This is a genomic window from Pirellulales bacterium, from assembly GCA_036499395.1.
In the GTDB taxonomy this organism is placed as follows: Bacteria; Planctomycetota; Planctomycetia; order Pirellulales; family JACPPG01; genus JACPPG01.
Map to the genome: position 1 here is coordinate 1 of DASYDW010000012.1, position 16,155 is coordinate 16,155.

Below are 16,155 nucleotides of genomic sequence, written 5' to 3' on the forward strand. Positions count from 1 at the left end.
TCACACCTTGCGACGCCCCGGACGCGTGAAGTCCCTGGCTGCACGGCATTTGCGTTCGCAGAATACCACGCCGAGTCCGCCAAGGGGGCACGGCCAATGTTGCACGAACGCTACACGCCTGCCACACGGTGCGAGGCCAAATGACCACACAGCGGCGAGGAAGAAGAGACCAGCCAAGAACGGCTGAAATTACGGACGCTTCGGCGTAATCGACCAACCTGCCGGCAAACGACTGATGGTCACGGGCCGCGCGACCGGCGGGACAGAGCTATTGCAGATGGACGAGTCGTTCGCCCCGCGCCCTGCCCCTTTCACTCCGTGGTCATTGACGTAGATATGATCCCCATTCTCGATCAGGCGAGGGATCACAATGAATACAACCCTCCCACTCAGGCAGAGGACATTCTGGCCGCGCTGACCGTGATTGCAGCTGCGGTCGGCGCCGACTTCATCCACCGCGTCGGCCATCACCGCAAAGTGCTCGCGACCGTTATCGCGCGTGGGGACATAACGGTCATTCTCGATATGGCCGGGATGATAGCCGTAGCTTCCTCCCATGACGCGATGCCAAAGCTGTAGTGCCTGAGGATTCGCGGCTTCGAGTTCGCGAAACGTCGGCACCCGAAAATCAGCCTGACCAGCCAGCGTCGATTCCGGACAAAGCACGTTGGATGGGCTTTCCAACAGATTACTCTCCTGCAAAATCGGGGCGTAGGCGCCGGCCGCGGCCATGTTCCCCGTAGCAGGAATAAAGGGAAGATGCCCGTGAATCTGGGCATATTGAGTCATCGCCATGCCGAGCAACCGCAGCTTGTCCTGGCAGGCTGTCAGTCGGGCCCCGGCACGACCGTTTTGAATTGCTGGGAACACCAGCATCGACGCGACAAAAAAGATTCCGGCCGCGATCAGATAATCAGGAGCTTTCCAAGCGCCTGTGTTGCTGGCGGCCTGCCCGCGAGTATTCCACGCGGCATGCGCCCGCACGAACTGAAAGGTGCGGGCTCCGAGTCCTGGCGGGGGAGTGAAGTCCTCATCGTCCGCCTCGGCTGCGTCGTCCAGAGCACGTAAGGATGATCGCAGCTTCTCAAGTTCTCGTCGCAACTCAGGATCAACAGCCAGGGACGCCTCGACCGAGGCTTGTTCCGACGGCTCCAACGCACCCAGCAGATAACCCAGAAGTTGCTCGCGCATCGCCGTCAGCGATCCCCGCTTGGTTGGGCGCTTTTCCACGCCTCATTCAGCTTCGTGATCGCGGTGTGCAACCGGCTCTTCACCGTGCCCACCGGCACCTTCAAAACCTCGGCCGCTTCCCGGTATTTCAATCCTTGGTAGTAAACCAGAGTGATTGCGCCTTTCAAGGCGTCGGGCAACGAACCGACCGAATCCCGGATCCAGCGCCGCCGCTCTTCAGCGTCGGCTTCCTTCGCCGGCCCAGCCTCGCGGCTGACCAACAGCTCGGAAAGCGAGCCCAGGTCCTCTTCCGAGTCCCCTTTTTGCCGGCGATCCAGGCTGACCATCCGATGTCTTTTGTTTCTACGTTGCGCATCAATGGCTTGGTTCGTGGCAATCGTATAAAGCCACGGCCGAAACTTCCGTCCCGACTCAAATTGGGCACATTTCAGATGCACCTGCAAAAAAGTACCTTGAAATGCGTCCTCGGCCATCGCGGCATCCCCCAGGTAGCGGCGCAGGTAGCTGTAAAGCTCGCGCTCATACCGGTGGACCAAGGTTCCAAATACCTTTGGATCCCCTTGGCTGCAATAGCGATCCAGCAAGTCCTCGTCGCTCCATTGCGACATTGCTGAAGGGGCCAGCGGGCTCGTGACCACTGCTTTCGCAGCCGTCTCCGGCTTGGTGGGGGAAGTCTTGCGAACCTGTTGCTCGGACATGATCGTTTTATTCATGACTAATCGCCATATGCGGAGGATTCTTCCGGAATTCCTCCAAGTGGTTATTCTACCAAAATTGTTGGTTGCGCGAGGTTTACGTAGTCTTGCGAGCTTTTTCCTTAAAAATGCCAAAGTGGCGTTCGGCCGACCTTGTCACTTCTGGACCACGTATAGACGCAAACTGTATGCCCATGGCCATGCCAATCCCTCGCGGCCCCTTCCGCAGGCGTTTTAACTTGGCGCAAATTATTTCCAGGTTTGATGTTAGACGACGTCGAATTGACGATAGTTTTCGACCTCGACTGTAGTCTGCTGGCGACAGCTATTTCAATTGTTACAACGATAGGAATGATGCCACTGTACGATTCTGCTACAGTCGCCGAGCACCTAAAATCGAGCCTGCCAAGATGGCCGCCAAGCTGACTAGTTCTGCAAGTTGCGTATACATATTCATTTACGGCGAGTGCCTGCTGAAAATCGTTGCGGTTTGGCAAGAAAAGTCGCCGGCATAACCTGACCCGCCTCGTCGGCAAATCAATCTGATGACAGAAACCGCAGCTTTTCAGCAACATTCGCGGCTCCGCGGGGACTGGGCCGCGAAAGAACGCGTGCTAGGTTTCCCTGAATTAGGCATCTTCCGATCGTAAGGCTGTTTCGGGGCACTTCGTTGCTGCCTCGCTTCGGCAACTCAGGAGGCTTTCGCATGCGATCCCCTCGCCGTACGCTCTTAGCGGTTTTCGCAATTCTCTTCGTTGTCCCACTCGCGACTGGCCAGCGCACCGCGCATGCCCAAATCAAGGCCGACGCCGATATGCATAAGAAATACTCCGCAGCCCGTGACTTCTTAGAGCGCCACACGAAAGTCATCGAGCTGACCAGCGATAACGGTCAGCGCGTCACGATCTGCCCCGACCTGCAAGGCCGAGTCATGACCTCGACCCTGGCCGGTGAGGACGGATCAAGCCTGGGCTGGATCAACTACGACTTTATCGAGTCCGGCAAGCAGGCGGCCTCGTTCAACAACTACGGCGGTGAGGATCGATTCTGGCTGGGGCCCGAAGGGGGCCAGTTCGCCCTGTGGTTCAAGCTCGAAGAAAAGCAGATCGTCCGCAACTGGTTCACCCCCGCCGCGCTCAATACCGGCGCGTTCAAGGTCGAGAGCCACGACTCCGACAGTTGCCGCATGGCGCGGCGCGTCCGCGTTACCAACGCTTCGGAATACACGTTCGATCTCGACGTCGAGCGCACGGCACGCCTGCTGGATGTGAAGCAATTCGAATCGTTCTTCGGCGCCGCTGCCGCGGACGAGCTGCGGCCCAAGCAGTCGTCGTCGAAAGCGCCCGGCTACGTCGGCTTCGAGACCGTCAACAGCGCGAAGAATGTCGGCCCGCTCGCTTGGGATTTGAATTCCGGACTGGTCTCGATCTGGTCGCTCGGCCAGTTTCCCGGCGGCGATCAAACCGTGATCATCCTGCCCTACAAGGCTGGCTCGGAACAAGAATTGGGGCCGGCCGTGCAATCGGACTATTTCGGCGAAGTTCCCGCGAGCCGTTTGAAAGTCACGCCTTCGGCGGTCCTGTTCCGTGCCGACGGTCAATATCGGGCCAAGCTGGGCGTCACGCAGACTCGCGCACTTCCTTATGCCGGATCGCTCGATCTGCGCATCGGCGTGTTGACGCTGGTCCACTTCACCATGCCTGAGAAGCCGACCGAACACCACTACGTCAACAACACCTGGCAACTACGGCAGAAGAACGCCTACTCCGGGGACGTCTTCAACACGTATAACGACGGACCTGCCGAGCCAGGCGCCAAGGCGATGGGCGGGTTCTACGAACTAGAATCGCTCGGGCCGACTCGACCCCTGGCCGTCGGCGAAACGATTTCGCACACGCATCGCACGTTTCACATCCAGGCGGAATCGGCGGTCCTGGCCCGCCTGTTGAAAGCCACGCTGCAAGTCGACATTGCCGATCTGCAGAAGTTCCTCGCCACACCGTGAACCCGCGCGCGGTTTAATCGAGCCGTCGCTTAGCCAAGGATCATTCGATGCTCTCTCGCGTACTCGAGCCCGAGGTCATGGATACCGCGGCCGAAGCGCTCGATTACGACGCGATGGATCACGCGACGGTCAACGCCACGTTCGTCGCCGATCTGCTGGCCGAATATCCCGAGGCCGCGCTTTCCACCGACGAGGGACTCGACGTTCTCGACATCGGCACAGGCACGGCGCAAATTCCCATCGCGCTCTGCCGCCTGTGTCCCGACGTGCGAGTGGTGGCCATCGACCTGGCCGCGGCGATGCTGCACCTGGGGCGCACGAATGTCGAAGTGGCCGGCCTCACGAGCCAGATCCGGCTCGATCGGATTGACGCAAAGCAGCTTCCGTATTCAGATTGTCAGTTTCAATTGGTGATCTCGAACAGCATCGTGCATCACATTCCCTCGCCGCATGATGCAATGGCCGAGGCTGTTCGCGTACTCGCGCCCGGCGGTCTGATCTTCGTGCGCGATCTGTTGCGACCCGTCGACGACGCGACAGTGAATCATTTGGTCGCCACGTATGCGGCCGGCGCGAACGATCACCAACGGCAACTGTTCGACCAGTCGTTACGTGCCGCTTTGAATCTCGACGAGGCACGGGCCTTGGCCGAAAGCATTGGTCTTGCGCCGAATTGTGTTACGCAAACCAGCGATCGGCATTGGACACTCGCTGCGCGCAGGGATTAGAAGCCGTTGCCGTCTACGGCGCCGGATCCGCGACGGCCGTGGCAGAAATCGCGATGCCCGCCGGGCTGATTTCGAGTTCGACCAGCAGTCGATCCGCCAGTGACGCCAGGCCGTACAGATCACGGACGCGCTCGTCGGAGTTTGCGACCATCAATCGTCGCAGCGCCGCCAGATCGAAGTAGGCCAGGTGGCTCGCCCCCGTGATCCGCGGATTGACCAGTTCCTGAAAGCGAGCATCGCCGGCCAATGACTGTGCGGGCGCAAGCTGCGCGGCGTCGCGCACGATGTCGCGCGAGGTGCCGGCCCAAAAATATCCCTTCAAAAGCGAGAAGGTCGCCGCCTTTCCTTGCCCCATCAGCGCCAGCCCCGCGACCGACGTCAGCGGCACGCCGTCCTCCTCGACCGATTCGATCGACATCGACGCGCCCGCGCGGTTGTACATCATGATCGTGGCGGTCAGCGTCGCGCGCAGAACAGGATCAAGCCGTTCGCCCAATACCAGGCGATCGGCGGGCAACAACGAGTGTGTATCAAAACCTACGACCCAGGCGGGTTTCGTGGCCCTGGCTCCGGCCGTGCTCGATGATTCATCCGGCAAGAGCGCTGCCACGGCATTTCGTCCACGCTCGGCGATGAGCGCCGACAGAACGTGCAAGCCGGGCTGATCGTGCAAGACCAGGCTGCCGACTTCCGGTTCACCCGAGTTCGCTCGATCGCCGAAGAATATTTCCAGAAGCCGCCCCAGGTCGACGCGCCCGGCAAACGCCGCCGCCGCGCCTGCTGGCAGGCGTTCGGCCAAACGCGATCGCGCCTCGTTGCCTGATGTGTCCGCCGATTTCACCAGCGCCCTATGACGCCTTTGCAGAAATGCCTCGGCCACGACGCGTTCGCCGATCTCGCACGACAGCACCAGGTACTCAGCCGACGCCAACTGTTCGGCCAGCCATTTGCCTGAACTCGGCGCGACCTCGCCGGCGGAATCATCGTGCGCCGCGATCAACGCCCGCCATGATTGCGGATCAAGGAAGGCACGAACCACGGCCTGCGGATTCAGCCGTTCCATGCCCGCCCGATATTCGGCACGGTCGGCCAACGAGGGGGCTTCTTGCTTGCCGGCGCGCAGGTCCAGAACCTTGGTAACCAGCGTTTCGCTGGTGGCGACAATTCCGAACCGATCGATCACGGCCAGGTACAGCGACGATTCACTTACGCCCACGTCGATGCGATGAATGTCGCAGCTCGCGAGGCCAGACTGCCAGCGGCTCTTCGCGACACTGCGCCCTGCCGCGCGCTCGGCTTGCAATAGACGGCCCGTCACACGCGCCAGTAGTACCGCATCATCGCACTCGACAAGCGCAAGCGCCGGACCAGGGGCGCTCGAATTTTCCGCCTCGCCGGGCCACACCGCCACCAGCACCTGTTGACCGAGAATCTGATGCACCATCTCACCGGCGGATAGTCCCGTTTGCTCGCGCAATTCTTCGGCCAGCGCCTGCACCGCCGCGCGGTTGCTCTTCAAAAAACCTGCCAGCGGCGGAAACGATTGAAACCGAGCGAAGAGCCGGCTTTCGTAAAAGCGATCCAGGTGCGCGGCAAGATTCGTAATCTCGACGCACAAACCCGCGTCGGCCGGCACGAACCTGGCCAGGCTACGCGGCTCTTTCGACGATTCAACCTTCGCAGGTTCGGCCTGCGACGTGTCGGCATCATCCGCCTGAGCATTCGGCGCGACGACAAAAGACAGAAACAACGCGACAATCAGGGTCACGCAAAGCAACCTGCTAAGCGACAACAGACCCTGGCACGTCATTGAGGAATCCCCTGCTCGCCGAGCGCCCGGGCACTCCCCGGCAACACGCGCAGGAGCGCCGCCACGGATCGGCTCGCGCTTTCGGCCACGGGGCGAATGCCCGCCAGTTCGAAACCGGCATCGGCTTCGTCATCGGCACGTTGCGCCGGCGCGGCCTCGGTCGGTATCTTGTCGTCGCCGGCGGTGCCCCACACGCTCGCCCATTGCTCGCTGGTCGCGGCCAACAGTGGCTCGTACGTTTCGCGCGCTTGATCCACTAGCGCCGGCTGCGCGTCGGTCGGCGCTATGTCAGACGCTGCCGCATCGACGCCGTCATGGGAAGCAATTGCCGTTTCGGACGCGCTCGTTGTGGCCCTTTGCATCTCGTCGGCGATCAATTCCGGCCGTGCCGTCTCGGCCCGCGGCGCTAGCGCAAACCAGATCGCGGCCGGTATCAGGGCCACGAGCAACGACGCGGCCATCGCCAGCATCACCCGGCTGCGCCGCCGCGTGCGATCGTCGCGCCGAGAGGCTTGCCAATCGGCCACCACCCGCAACGGTAAACCCGCGGGCGCAGGCCCCACACGCGTGGCAACGACGGGCATGCTCGCCAGCATCGATTCCACGTCTCGCTTCAATTGTTCGCAGGCCTGGCAGACGCTCGCATGCGCCGCGAGCGCAGCATCAGCGCCGGGCTCGCCCCGCTCGTCGATAATCTGATTCAATCGGGCTTCAAACTCTTCGCAGCGCACGAGAATTCTCCGGCAACACTTCGCGTGATCGCAGTTGTTCCACTATTTCACGACGCGCGCGATGAACCCACGTCTTCACCGTTCCCAGCGGGCAACCCATCGCCTCGGCAATCTCGCCATAGCTCAGCTCTTGCTCGTGAAACAAGACAAAGGCCTGCCGGTACTCAGCCCGGATTCCGCCTAACGCTCGTTCCACTTCCTCCGCCAGGTTCCGCGCGGCCTCGGGCGGGGGCGTGCTGTCCTCAATTCGTTCCACTTCGCTCGCCAACCGCGGACGACGTGCCCGGGCCGACAACCACGTCCGGCAACGGTTACCGGCAATCGCCAACAACCAGGGTGCGAAATCCCGCTCGGCATCCCAGCTGCGCAGGCTGCGCAACGCCCGCACGAACGATTCCTGCGCCACGTCCTCGGCGTCCTCACGCTGACCCAGCATGCGGTAGCAGAGGGCAAAGACCTGACGCTCGAACCGCGCAACCAAGGCTCCCGCTGCCTCGGCTTCGCCCCCCAGGCAGCGACGCACCAGATCCGCGATTTCGACTGCGGACGGATCGGGGTCAGCGGGCATAGCAACTGGCCTTCGCTTGGTCATACCCCGCGCGATAGCAGCGGGTTTCAGCGGGCAATAAAACCGCCAGGCCGCCGGCCACACTTTGCCGGGGAAAAACCCGGGGGCGAGCGGTCAATTCTCTGAATGTAACCGCCGCGGCGAAAATCCTGCGTCTATTCGTGGATTTCTCGGAAGATTTCCCGCAAATCCCGCGGCGAAACATCCTCCAGACGCTGGCCCCGCCGCTCGAGCTTCTCGTTCAGCTTGATGGCCGTTTCCTGCATCTGGGCGTGCGTATCCTGCGAACCCCCGTAAAGCACGAAGTTCTCGCCACGCGTTAGACGCGTGTGGCCGTCGTCACCGTCCAAGCCCAGCCCCAGCAGGGCCGCCTTTTGCTGTTTCGATCGGGCAGCTTTCAAGGAAACCTCGGAATCTGAAAAAGGAGCGGAGGTTCGAGCCGGCAGGCCGCCAGGACCATGGGCCCCGGCCCCGGCTGCGAAAATACCCAAGCCACAAAAACTATAGGCAGCCGCGCCGCGACGGGTCAAGCATGCCGCATTATCACTATCCTCGGCCAGGATTAACTGCGAATCGACTCCCGCACCGCCTGCCGCGCCAGTTTAAAGGCGTTGGCCAGGACGCGGGCCCGAGCCTCCATCTGCTCACCTGTATAGCTGCGGGCCGATTCGCTAGCGGGTAACCCGGCAATCGCCACCGTCAGCGGTAGCAAATCCAGGAACTCGCGGTATCTGCGCTTCAGGGCTTCTTCTTCAGTCGACACGGACAAACTCCTTAGGAATCGTGGTTAATCGTGTTCTCGCGAGTCGGGCCCGCCGGGGACACGGCCTAGGCCAGAACCGCGTTGGGGAGTGCAACAGGACCCGCTCTTGGCAGGAGAACTTCCGGACGAGCGACAGCCGTCGTCGGCTCGACCGAGCATCCACACGGTGTGCGTGACTAGAATGCTCACTCGATCGGACGGACCGCCAACGTTTGAAGCTAGTCCGCCGCCTGCCGCACGGCAAGGTAGCGCTCGCGCGGGCTAGCGGGGCGAGAAGGCCAACAATGGAGAAAGGCGCGTGCAGGCACCTACCGCCAGAAAAGGAAGAATGGTCGATCGTGCGCGGTGCCTAGCGGCGCTTGAAGAACTTGTTCAAGACGTCGGTGGCTGCCTGACCGCTGTCGCCAGTGGTCTTGGCCGGCATCGGGGGGAGCTTGCCTGGCTGAGCCTTTCCCTTGGCATGGGGCGCGGGAACGGGCTGTTGCTGGGGAGGGACGAACGGCCCCACCTGGGTCTCGCCTGATTTGAGATCGATTTCCTCGGTCTCGTTCATGCTGAAGCGACGGGTGTCCTTCGAAGCCTGCTCTTCGTCGGGCTTGATCCATTCCTCGACGTCGTTCTCGGCCTGACCGCCGCTCCCCTCGGCGGTGCGCGCCGCCGCTTCCTTGATGCTCTCCACCTTGGGGCGTTTCTTCGAGGCTACGCCGACATGGACGCAGAATTCGAACTCGAGCGGACCGACGACCAGCTTGTCACCGTTCTTCAACTCGCATTCGCCGCGCACGCGCTCGCCATTGACCAACGTGCCGTTCTTGCTGCCGAAGTCGCGCACGCTCATCATCCCGTCCTCGATCAAGAGAACGCAATGATGACGGCTGATTAAATCGCTACGAGGGCGAAGCTGGCAGTCTTCCGCACGTCCGATCAGAAATTTCGGTCCGGCTACCGGCAATTCCTTGCCTGCATTAGGACCCAAGAGAACCTTAAGTCTGACTTCCATCCCGACACAACTCCGCAGAGGTTACGCGCAAGCACAGAAGAATGAGAGCACGAACCAGAAGACCTCTGCATGATCACGCCGGACAAATGCACACCCAGGGTTAACAAGGAGAACTGCTTCGCGGAAAGATTATGAATGAAGGAAGCAGGCCGACTTGCCTAGACCCGTTCTAAAATGTACACCCCGGTAGAATGTCGTAACTAATTTGCCCGATACTTCGCAAATTTCAAGGCCCCCAAGAACAGGTCACTTACCTGTCCTAGACACCGCCTAGAAAAATCTTATTGCCCCCCAAAAACCACGACTGATCGTATCAGGCACAAGGGCCAAGGTCAAAGAAAGTCCCTGGAAAACCACTCGCTACTGCTAGTCCTTTTGGGGATAGCACGTTGAGGTTCGTTTTCGCTCCGCATCCCCCACTAGCTACGGCCCCCAACGACGTGCCTTACATCACCAAATTATCGTCGCTGGGTCCAGCCCGGCTGGCCATAAATCTCGCCCACAAGGTCGGTCGCGCGCTCTGATTCCGCGGCATCCAAAGGGATCTTCTGCCAGGAGATTTTGCACTGCTTCGCTAGTTGTTCGCGCCATGCGGTTGCCAGGGCATCCCCCTCAACGACCTTTCCCCCCACATCGATTATGCCGAAAAGCTCTGGCGCCGCGGACGACTTTTTCAGAAGGACACTGCCATGCTGCAGCACCGCGCCGCGTCGCCGGCGCTGTGCGCTGCCGGCGATCTTCCAATCGTCGAGGACCACGTCCATCTCGGCACGCCGCTCGAAGCAAAGAAAGGGCTCGTCGTTCGACGAGCGATTGATCGTGTCTGGACAAATTTTCGCCACGATCTGCCAATCGCTGAGGGCTTCGATCAAAGTGCGGTGCAGTAGCAAGTAAAGCTCCGGCGGACGCGCCACCAGCGGATGACCTGTCGGCACAACCAGGCTGTAGGTCAGCTCGCGATCATGCACGATCGCGCCGCCGCCGGTCGACCGCCGCACGATCGGACAGGCTTGGCTGGCCGTATGCCGCTGGCGATCAGCCGCGTTCTGAAAATAACCGAGCGACAGCGTCGGCTCGGCCCAGCTATAGAACCGCAGGCAGCACTGGCCCGTGGCCGCCACGGATTCCATCAAGGCGGCATCGACCGCCATGTTCCAGTCACCGGCCGCAGGCGGGTTCTCGATCAATCGCCACGAGTTCATACGCCCACCGGTCGTTAGGACTCGCTCTTCTTCGTCGGAGCAGGCGATTCGTGCGTTACAGGCGTCACCATGATCGGCTGCCGCGCCGCGCGCACTTCGTCCGGCCGGCTGATGGGGGTCGTGTGCGGCGCCTCGTGCAGCAGGTCGGCCGGTTCTTCCGTGATGCGAAACAGCGTTTCGGCAAACGCGTCCAGCGTCTCTTTACTTTCCGTTTCCGTCGGCTCGATCATCAAAGCTTCGCGCACGATCGGCGGAAAATAAACCGTCGGCGCGTGAAACCCATAGTCCAGCAGCCGCTTGGCGATGTCCATTGCCGAGATGTTCTTGTCCGCCTTGAGCTTCGCCGCCGAGGCGACGAACTCGTGCATACAACGATCCCCCTGCGGCACCGGGAAGATGTGCTTCACCCGCGCCAACAGGTAATTCGCGTTCAGCACCGCGTGCTCGCTCACGCGCTTCAGCCCGTCCGGACCATGCGAGCGGATATAGCAATACGCGCGAACCAGGATCCCGACATTGCCGAAGAAGCTGCGCACCCGGCCGATCGATTTCGGCCGGTCGTTATCCAGCCGGTAACCTTTCCCGTCGCGCGCCACCAGCGGCGCCGGCAGGTACGGCGCAAGCGTCGCGGTCACCGCGATCGGCCCCGCCCCTGGCCCACCGCTGCCGTGGGGACCGCTAAAGGTCTTGTGGCAATTGAAGTGCATCATGTCGGCGCCGAAATCCCCTGGCCGGCAGATTCCCAAAATGGCGTTCATGTTCGCGCCATCCAGATAGAGCAAACCGCCCACGCCATGCACCATTTCGGCGATGCGCTTAATGTTCGGCTCGAACATGCCCAGCGTATTGGGATTCGTGATCATGAACACGGCCGTATGCTCGTCGAGCTTGGCTTGCAGGTCCTCGAGATCGACAAACCCCTGCGGCGTGCTCTTGACGGTCACAGCCTGGAAGCCCGCCACGGCCGCGCTTGCCGGGTTGGTGCCATGGGCGCTGTCGGGCGCCAGTACCTTGGTCCGCCGCTCGCCGCGCTCGCGGAAGTAGGCCGCCGCCATCAATAACGACGAAAATTCCCCCTGCGCCCCGGCCGCCGGCTGCAACGACACCGCCGGCAACCCGGCAATCTCGGCCAGCATCTGCTGTAACTCGTACAACAGCGCCAGCATCCCCTGCAGCGTCTCCTCAGGCTGGTATGGATGCAAATCAAGCATGCCCGGCAGCGACGCCAGCCGCTCGTTCCGCTTCGGGTTGTGCTTCATGGTGCACGAACCGAGCGGATAGAAATGCGTGTCGACCGACATGTTCAACGTCGAAAGGTTCGTGAAATGTCGCACCACGTCCGGCTCTGCCAGCTCGGGCAGTTCCGGTAAGGTCGCGGCCACGGCCGTCGTCGGCAGAATCTTCGATAGTGGCACGTCCGGCACATCGCTCGCAGGAAAGCGCGTGGCGCGACGTCCCGGCTTTGCCAGATCGAACAAGGGTTGCGTGGCACGAGTATTACGCATGGGCGGGCGCCACCTTTCGATTGCTGCTGGCCAGCGAAGCGGCGAGCGCGTCGATCTCTTTGCGCGTTCGCTTCTCGGTCACGGCCACAAGAAAACAGTCGGCCAGTTCCGGATACCACGTCGCGAGCGGCACGCCCGCGAAAACATCGTTCGCCGCGAGCTCACCCAACAGCGACGCGACCTGACCGTCACGATCGCGCACCACGAATTCCTTGAACGTCGGCCGCGCGAAAGGCAATTCCAGCCGTTCGACCGCCGCCAGCCGCTCGCGGGCGTAATGCGCCTTGCGCAGGCAAAGCTCAGCCGCCTCGCGCAGACCGTGCGGTCCCAGTTGGGCCAGGTAAACCATCGCCCGCAGCGCCAGTAGCCCCTGGTTGGTGCATATATTGCTCGTCGCTTTGTCGCGGCGAATATGTTGCTCGCGCGTTTGCAGCGTCAGCACCCAGCAGCGCTTGCCGCGACGATCAACCGTTTGCCCCGCGATGCGCCCCGGCATGCGCCGCACCAAACGCTCGCGGCAGGCCATGATGCCCAGGTAGGGGCCGCCGAACGACATCGGGTTGCCCAGCGATTGCCCCTCGGCCACGACGATATCGGCATCGTAATCGCCCGGCCGCTTCAGCAATCCCAGGCTGATCGGATCGGCAATGACGATGAACATCGCCCCCTTGTCGTGCGCGATTTGCACCAGCCGCTCGACCTCTTCCAGGCAGCCAAAGAAGTTCGGATGCTGCACGAGCACGCAAGCCGTGTCGTCGCGCACCGCGTCGAACAAATCCTGCGGTGCGATGGCGCCGGTGGGCGTACCTACCGTGGTTTGCTCGACCTCCAGGTGATGCAAATAGGCCGACAGCGTCTGACGATACTCGGGATGCACGCTCGCCGCGGTGACGATATGCCCCGCGCGTCCCGTGGCGCTCATGCTCATCAGCACCGCTTCCGTGGCGGCCGTGGCGCCGTCGTACAAGCTGGCGTTGGCCACTTCCATGCCTGTCAGCCGGCTGATCAGCGTTTGGTATTCGAAAAACGCCTGCAAGTTCCCCTGGCTCGCCTCGGCCTGATACGGCGTGTACGAGGTGTAGAACTCGGCACGCCCGGCGATCGCATCGACCACGGCCGGGATGAAATGGTCGTAACTGCCGCCGCCGAGAAAGCAGACCTTTTCGCCCGCGGCAACGTTCGCCCGCGCTAGTGCTCCCATGTGCGCAGTGAGCTCGATCTCGGTCAAAGCTGGCGGAATCGCCAGCTCGCGCCGCAATCGCAGATCGCCCGGCACCATGGCGAACAATTCATCGAGCGACGCCACGCCGATCGCGGCCAGCATCGCCTGCTCGTCTTCAGGGGTGTTCAGCAAAAATGGCATGTTGGTTGTTACTGTTGGAAACGTTTCGTCCGTGTCCGCTGATTCGCGCCGTCACCCGGCAAATGCCGAATGTCCAAATCTCAATGCCTAACGAAATCTCAAATCAAAAATGTCGAACAGCACAGGCTGCAGCGTTGCGCTGCGACAGGGCTTAGTCATTCGTCGCTTTAATTTTCCTTCGACATTTCTGCATTCGACATCCGTCATTCACACTTCTAGTGCCCCTCTTCGGCGCACTGCTTCTGATAGGCGGCGTAGTTCATCAATTCGCCGAGCGCCGATTCGTCCGCCAGCTTGATCTTTGCGATCCAGCCGTTGCCGTAGGGATCGGCCGGCAAGGCTTCGAGCTGGTTCGGCAGCGCGTCGTGAACGGCCACCACGGTGCCATCGACCGGGCTGTAGAGATCGCTCACGGCTTTCACCGATTCGATCTCGCCGAACGACTCGCCCGCCTTCAACGTGCGGCCGAGTTTCGGCAGCTCGATATAGACCAGGTCCGTCAGCGCCTCGAGCGCGAAGGCCGAGATGCCCACGGTCGCGACCTTGCCACCTGACGCGTCCGGCTCGATGTACACCCATTCGTGCGTCTTCGCAAATAGTAGATTCTCAGGCTTCACGTACGGCTTCCTTTCGTAGTACGGCGATAGAAGGGGAGCGTCACGACGCGCGCCGGCTCGGCGCGGCCGCGGATATCGATGGCAAGTTCCGTGTCGGGCTGTGCAAACTCAGGCTGCACATAGCCCATCGCAATCGGGCATTCGAGCGTGGGCGAGAAAGTGCCGCTCGTAACGCTACCCACGACTTTGTCCGATGAGAGGATATGAAAGCCTTCGCGCGGGACCCGTTTGCTGGTCATCGTCAGTCCGACGCGACAAGGGACGCCGGTTCGCTGCTTCAAGGTCTGCAGGGCAGCGCTACCAGAGAACGCGCGATCGGGCAGATTCACGGCAAAATCGAGCCCGGCTTGAAACGGATCGATCGCCTCGGACAACTCGTGTCCGTACAGCGGCATGCCCGCTTCCAAACGCAGCGTGTCGCGTGCGCCTAGTCCGGCAGGCGTCGCACCGGCGGCAATAAGGGTCTGCCAGACCCCCTCGATCGCCCGCGCGCCCAGGATCAGTTCGTAACCATCCTCGCCGGTGTACCCGGTGCGGCTGACGATGCCGCCGTGGCCGGCAATGCGCGTCTCGGCCGCGTGATAATACTTCATGGTGTCGAGCGACCGCTCGACCAGCGGTTGCACCAGGGCGCTGGCGTGCGGCCCTTGCACGGCGATCATCGCCCAATCAAACGTGGCATCGGTGAACAATACATCCGAGGCCAGTGCCAGCCGTGGCTCGAGGAATTCGACGATCTTCGTGCGGTTGCTGGCATTGACGACCATCAGCCAATAGGAGCCACCGCCGGCATCCGCCAGGTGATAGACCAGCACATCGTCAAGAATGCCGCCGTCGTCACGCGTGACGAGCGAGTAGCGCACCTGTCCTGGCTGCTGGTCCGTAACACGGCGCGTCACAACCGAATCGAGAAAGCCGGCCGCACCTGGCCCGTCGAAGCGCAGCCGTCCCATGTGCGAAATATCGAACAGGGTGGCCGCGGTACGCGTGGCCGTATGTTCGGCCACGATCGATGTGTATTGCACCGGCATCGACCAGCCGGCGAAGTCCACCATCCGGCCTCCGTGCGAGGCGTGCCAGTCGAAGAGCGGTGTTTGTGCTAGCGCAGTGGCCATCGGACGCTCGCTTCCGGGCGGGCGGTGAAACAAAATGCAACCCCCGCCGGTGCGACCAAAGCCCGAAGGGCGTACGGAAGGCTGCCAAGATGCCAAATCGCTGTCACACACGGCGCAGAACGCACCGGCCACAGCTCTGGCGGTATTGTAGCGACGCAGCGAATCCTTTCCAGTGTGCGGAGCGGTCGCCGCAGGCATCGGGCGTCTTAAATCATTACTCGGCCACGCATAACCACGCCACGAATTGAGCATGTAGCGTGCTGCCGAGTGCCCAACCAGCCAGGCCTGCGCGAAGCGGCGACATGGCCCTCGCACTCGATATCGCCCCAGTTAATCGGCGTCGCTGGAATCAGAGATCTCCTCAGGCATGAACCATGCACCTTCGGCAACGAAGCCTCGTGGGAATTGCGTCCGGTCATCGATACGAGCTTTCGCGAAGATGTTTCCAGCAAGTTCCGTATCCCGGAAGTCTGCGCCACGAAGGTCAGCCGACTCGAATGTCGCAAATCCTCCGAGATTGTCCCTGGTCAGCTTCGCGCCGCGAAAACTCGATCGCCGCAAATTAGCATGTGCGAAATTCACGCCGCTCAGGAGGGCGCCGTCAAAAACGGCGTCCTCAAGGTTCTCGGAACAAAAGAATGCCCAGTAAAGATCACTTCCCCGAAAACTTGCCCCCTTGAGCTCGCAGAATTCAAACGAGGCGCCTTCCATAACTAGCGAATCGAAGATCGCGCCGGTCAGATCCATTTTAGAGAATTGCGGTGCGAGCAATGCACCCCCTCGCGTTCGAACGGACGCGACCACGACCCCTGCGGCATTCTTGATTTCGATGACTTGCTCGTCGGCCATGACGCGTCCCAAT

16 protein-coding genes are annotated in these 16,155 nt (G+C 61.5%); 2 read left to right on the plus strand and 14 right to left on the minus strand.

Annotated features, from left to right (window positions below):
* Positions 1–189: 189 nt before the first annotated feature.
* Together VGN12_02470 and VGN12_02475 are read right to left on the minus strand one after the other, a co-directional pair.
* Entirely contained in the window at positions 190–1,191 is a 1,002-nt protein-coding gene (locus tag VGN12_02470) for a hypothetical protein (GenBank protein HEY4308292.1), read from the minus strand.
* A 5-nt stretch (positions 1,192–1,196) separates the two neighbouring features.
* The gene (locus VGN12_02475; protein HEY4308293.1) at positions 1,197–1,904 is read right to left on the minus strand and encodes a sigma-70 family RNA polymerase sigma factor; all 708 of its coding nucleotides are present in this window, start codon (positions 1,902–1,904) and stop codon (positions 1,197–1,199) included.
* Positions 1,905–2,592: 688 nt separating this feature from the next.
* On the opposite strand from VGN12_02475, the gene VGN12_02480 reads away from it, so the two are divergent.
* Both VGN12_02480 and VGN12_02485 read left to right on the plus strand, forming a co-directional pair.
* On the plus strand, positions 2,593–3,891 hold the full coding sequence (locus VGN12_02480; GenBank protein HEY4308294.1) for a DUF6786 family protein: 1,299 nt from the start codon (positions 2,593–2,595) through the stop codon (positions 3,889–3,891).
* A 47-nt stretch (positions 3,892–3,938) separates the two neighbouring features.
* Positions 3,939–4,619, plus strand: a complete 681-nt coding sequence (locus VGN12_02485) for a class I SAM-dependent methyltransferase (protein HEY4308295.1) — start codon at positions 3,939–3,941, stop codon at positions 4,617–4,619.
* A gap of 13 nt (positions 4,620–4,632) precedes the next feature.
* Here the strand turns inward: VGN12_02485 and VGN12_02490 are convergent, their stop codons facing one another.
* From VGN12_02490 to VGN12_02545, 12 genes are all read right to left on the minus strand, one after another.
* A complete protein-coding gene (locus VGN12_02490) occupies positions 4,633–6,387 on the minus strand; it encodes a hypothetical protein (protein ID HEY4308296.1) in 1,755 nt (584 codons plus the stop codon).
* A gap of 38 nt (positions 6,388–6,425) precedes the next feature.
* Entirely contained in the window at positions 6,426–7,160 is a 735-nt protein-coding gene (locus VGN12_02495; protein ID HEY4308297.1) for a hypothetical protein, read from the minus strand.
* Positions 7,141–7,728: an RNA polymerase sigma factor gene (locus VGN12_02500; protein ID HEY4308298.1), complete on the minus strand. Its 588-nt coding sequence runs from the start codon at positions 7,726–7,728 to the stop codon at positions 7,141–7,143. Before VGN12_02500 ends, VGN12_02495 begins: the two co-directional genes overlap by 20 nt.
* 155 nt (positions 7,729–7,883) lie before the next feature.
* Positions 7,884–8,129 carry a hypothetical protein gene (locus VGN12_02505; GenBank protein ID HEY4308299.1) on the minus strand — a complete coding sequence of 82 codons (246 nt, stop codon included), beginning with the start codon at positions 8,127–8,129 and terminating at the stop codon, positions 7,884–7,886.
* A gap of 161 nt (positions 8,130–8,290) precedes the next feature.
* Complete coding sequence (locus VGN12_02510) at positions 8,291–8,491, minus strand: hypothetical protein (GenBank protein HEY4308300.1); 201 nt, start codon at positions 8,489–8,491, stop codon at positions 8,291–8,293.
* 349 nt (positions 8,492–8,840) lie between these two features.
* Entirely contained in the window at positions 8,841–9,491 is a 651-nt protein-coding gene (locus tag VGN12_02515) for an FHA domain-containing protein (GenBank protein ID HEY4308301.1), read from the minus strand.
* A gap of 458 nt (positions 9,492–9,949) precedes the next feature.
* Positions 9,950–10,693, minus strand: coding sequence for a biotin/lipoate A/B protein ligase family protein (locus tag VGN12_02520; GenBank protein HEY4308302.1), 744 nt, complete (start codon positions 10,691–10,693; stop codon positions 9,950–9,952).
* A gap of 14 nt (positions 10,694–10,707) precedes the next feature.
* Positions 10,708–12,198, minus strand: coding sequence for an aminomethyl-transferring glycine dehydrogenase subunit GcvPB (gene gcvPB / locus VGN12_02525; protein ID HEY4308303.1), 1,491 nt, complete (start codon positions 12,196–12,198; stop codon positions 10,708–10,710).
* Positions 12,191–13,561, minus strand: a complete 1,371-nt coding sequence (gene gcvPA / locus VGN12_02530; protein ID HEY4308304.1) for an aminomethyl-transferring glycine dehydrogenase subunit GcvPA — start codon at positions 13,559–13,561, stop codon at positions 12,191–12,193. Before gcvPA ends, gcvPB begins: the two co-directional genes overlap by 8 nt.
* A gap of 215 nt (positions 13,562–13,776) precedes the next feature.
* Entirely contained in the window at positions 13,777–14,178 is a 402-nt protein-coding gene (gene gcvH / locus VGN12_02535) for a glycine cleavage system protein GcvH (protein HEY4308305.1), read from the minus strand.
* The gene (gene gcvT, locus VGN12_02540; protein ID HEY4308306.1) at positions 14,175–15,293 is read right to left on the minus strand and encodes a glycine cleavage system aminomethyltransferase GcvT; all 1,119 of its coding nucleotides are present in this window, start codon (positions 15,291–15,293) and stop codon (positions 14,175–14,177) included. The genes gcvH and gcvT overlap by 4 nt, the downstream gene beginning before the upstream one ends.
* A gap of 330 nt (positions 15,294–15,623) precedes the next feature.
* The gene (locus VGN12_02545) at positions 15,624–16,142 is read right to left on the minus strand and encodes a pentapeptide repeat-containing protein (protein ID HEY4308307.1); all 519 of its coding nucleotides are present in this window, start codon (positions 16,140–16,142) and stop codon (positions 15,624–15,626) included.
* Between the last annotated feature and the right edge of the window lie 13 nt (positions 16,143–16,155).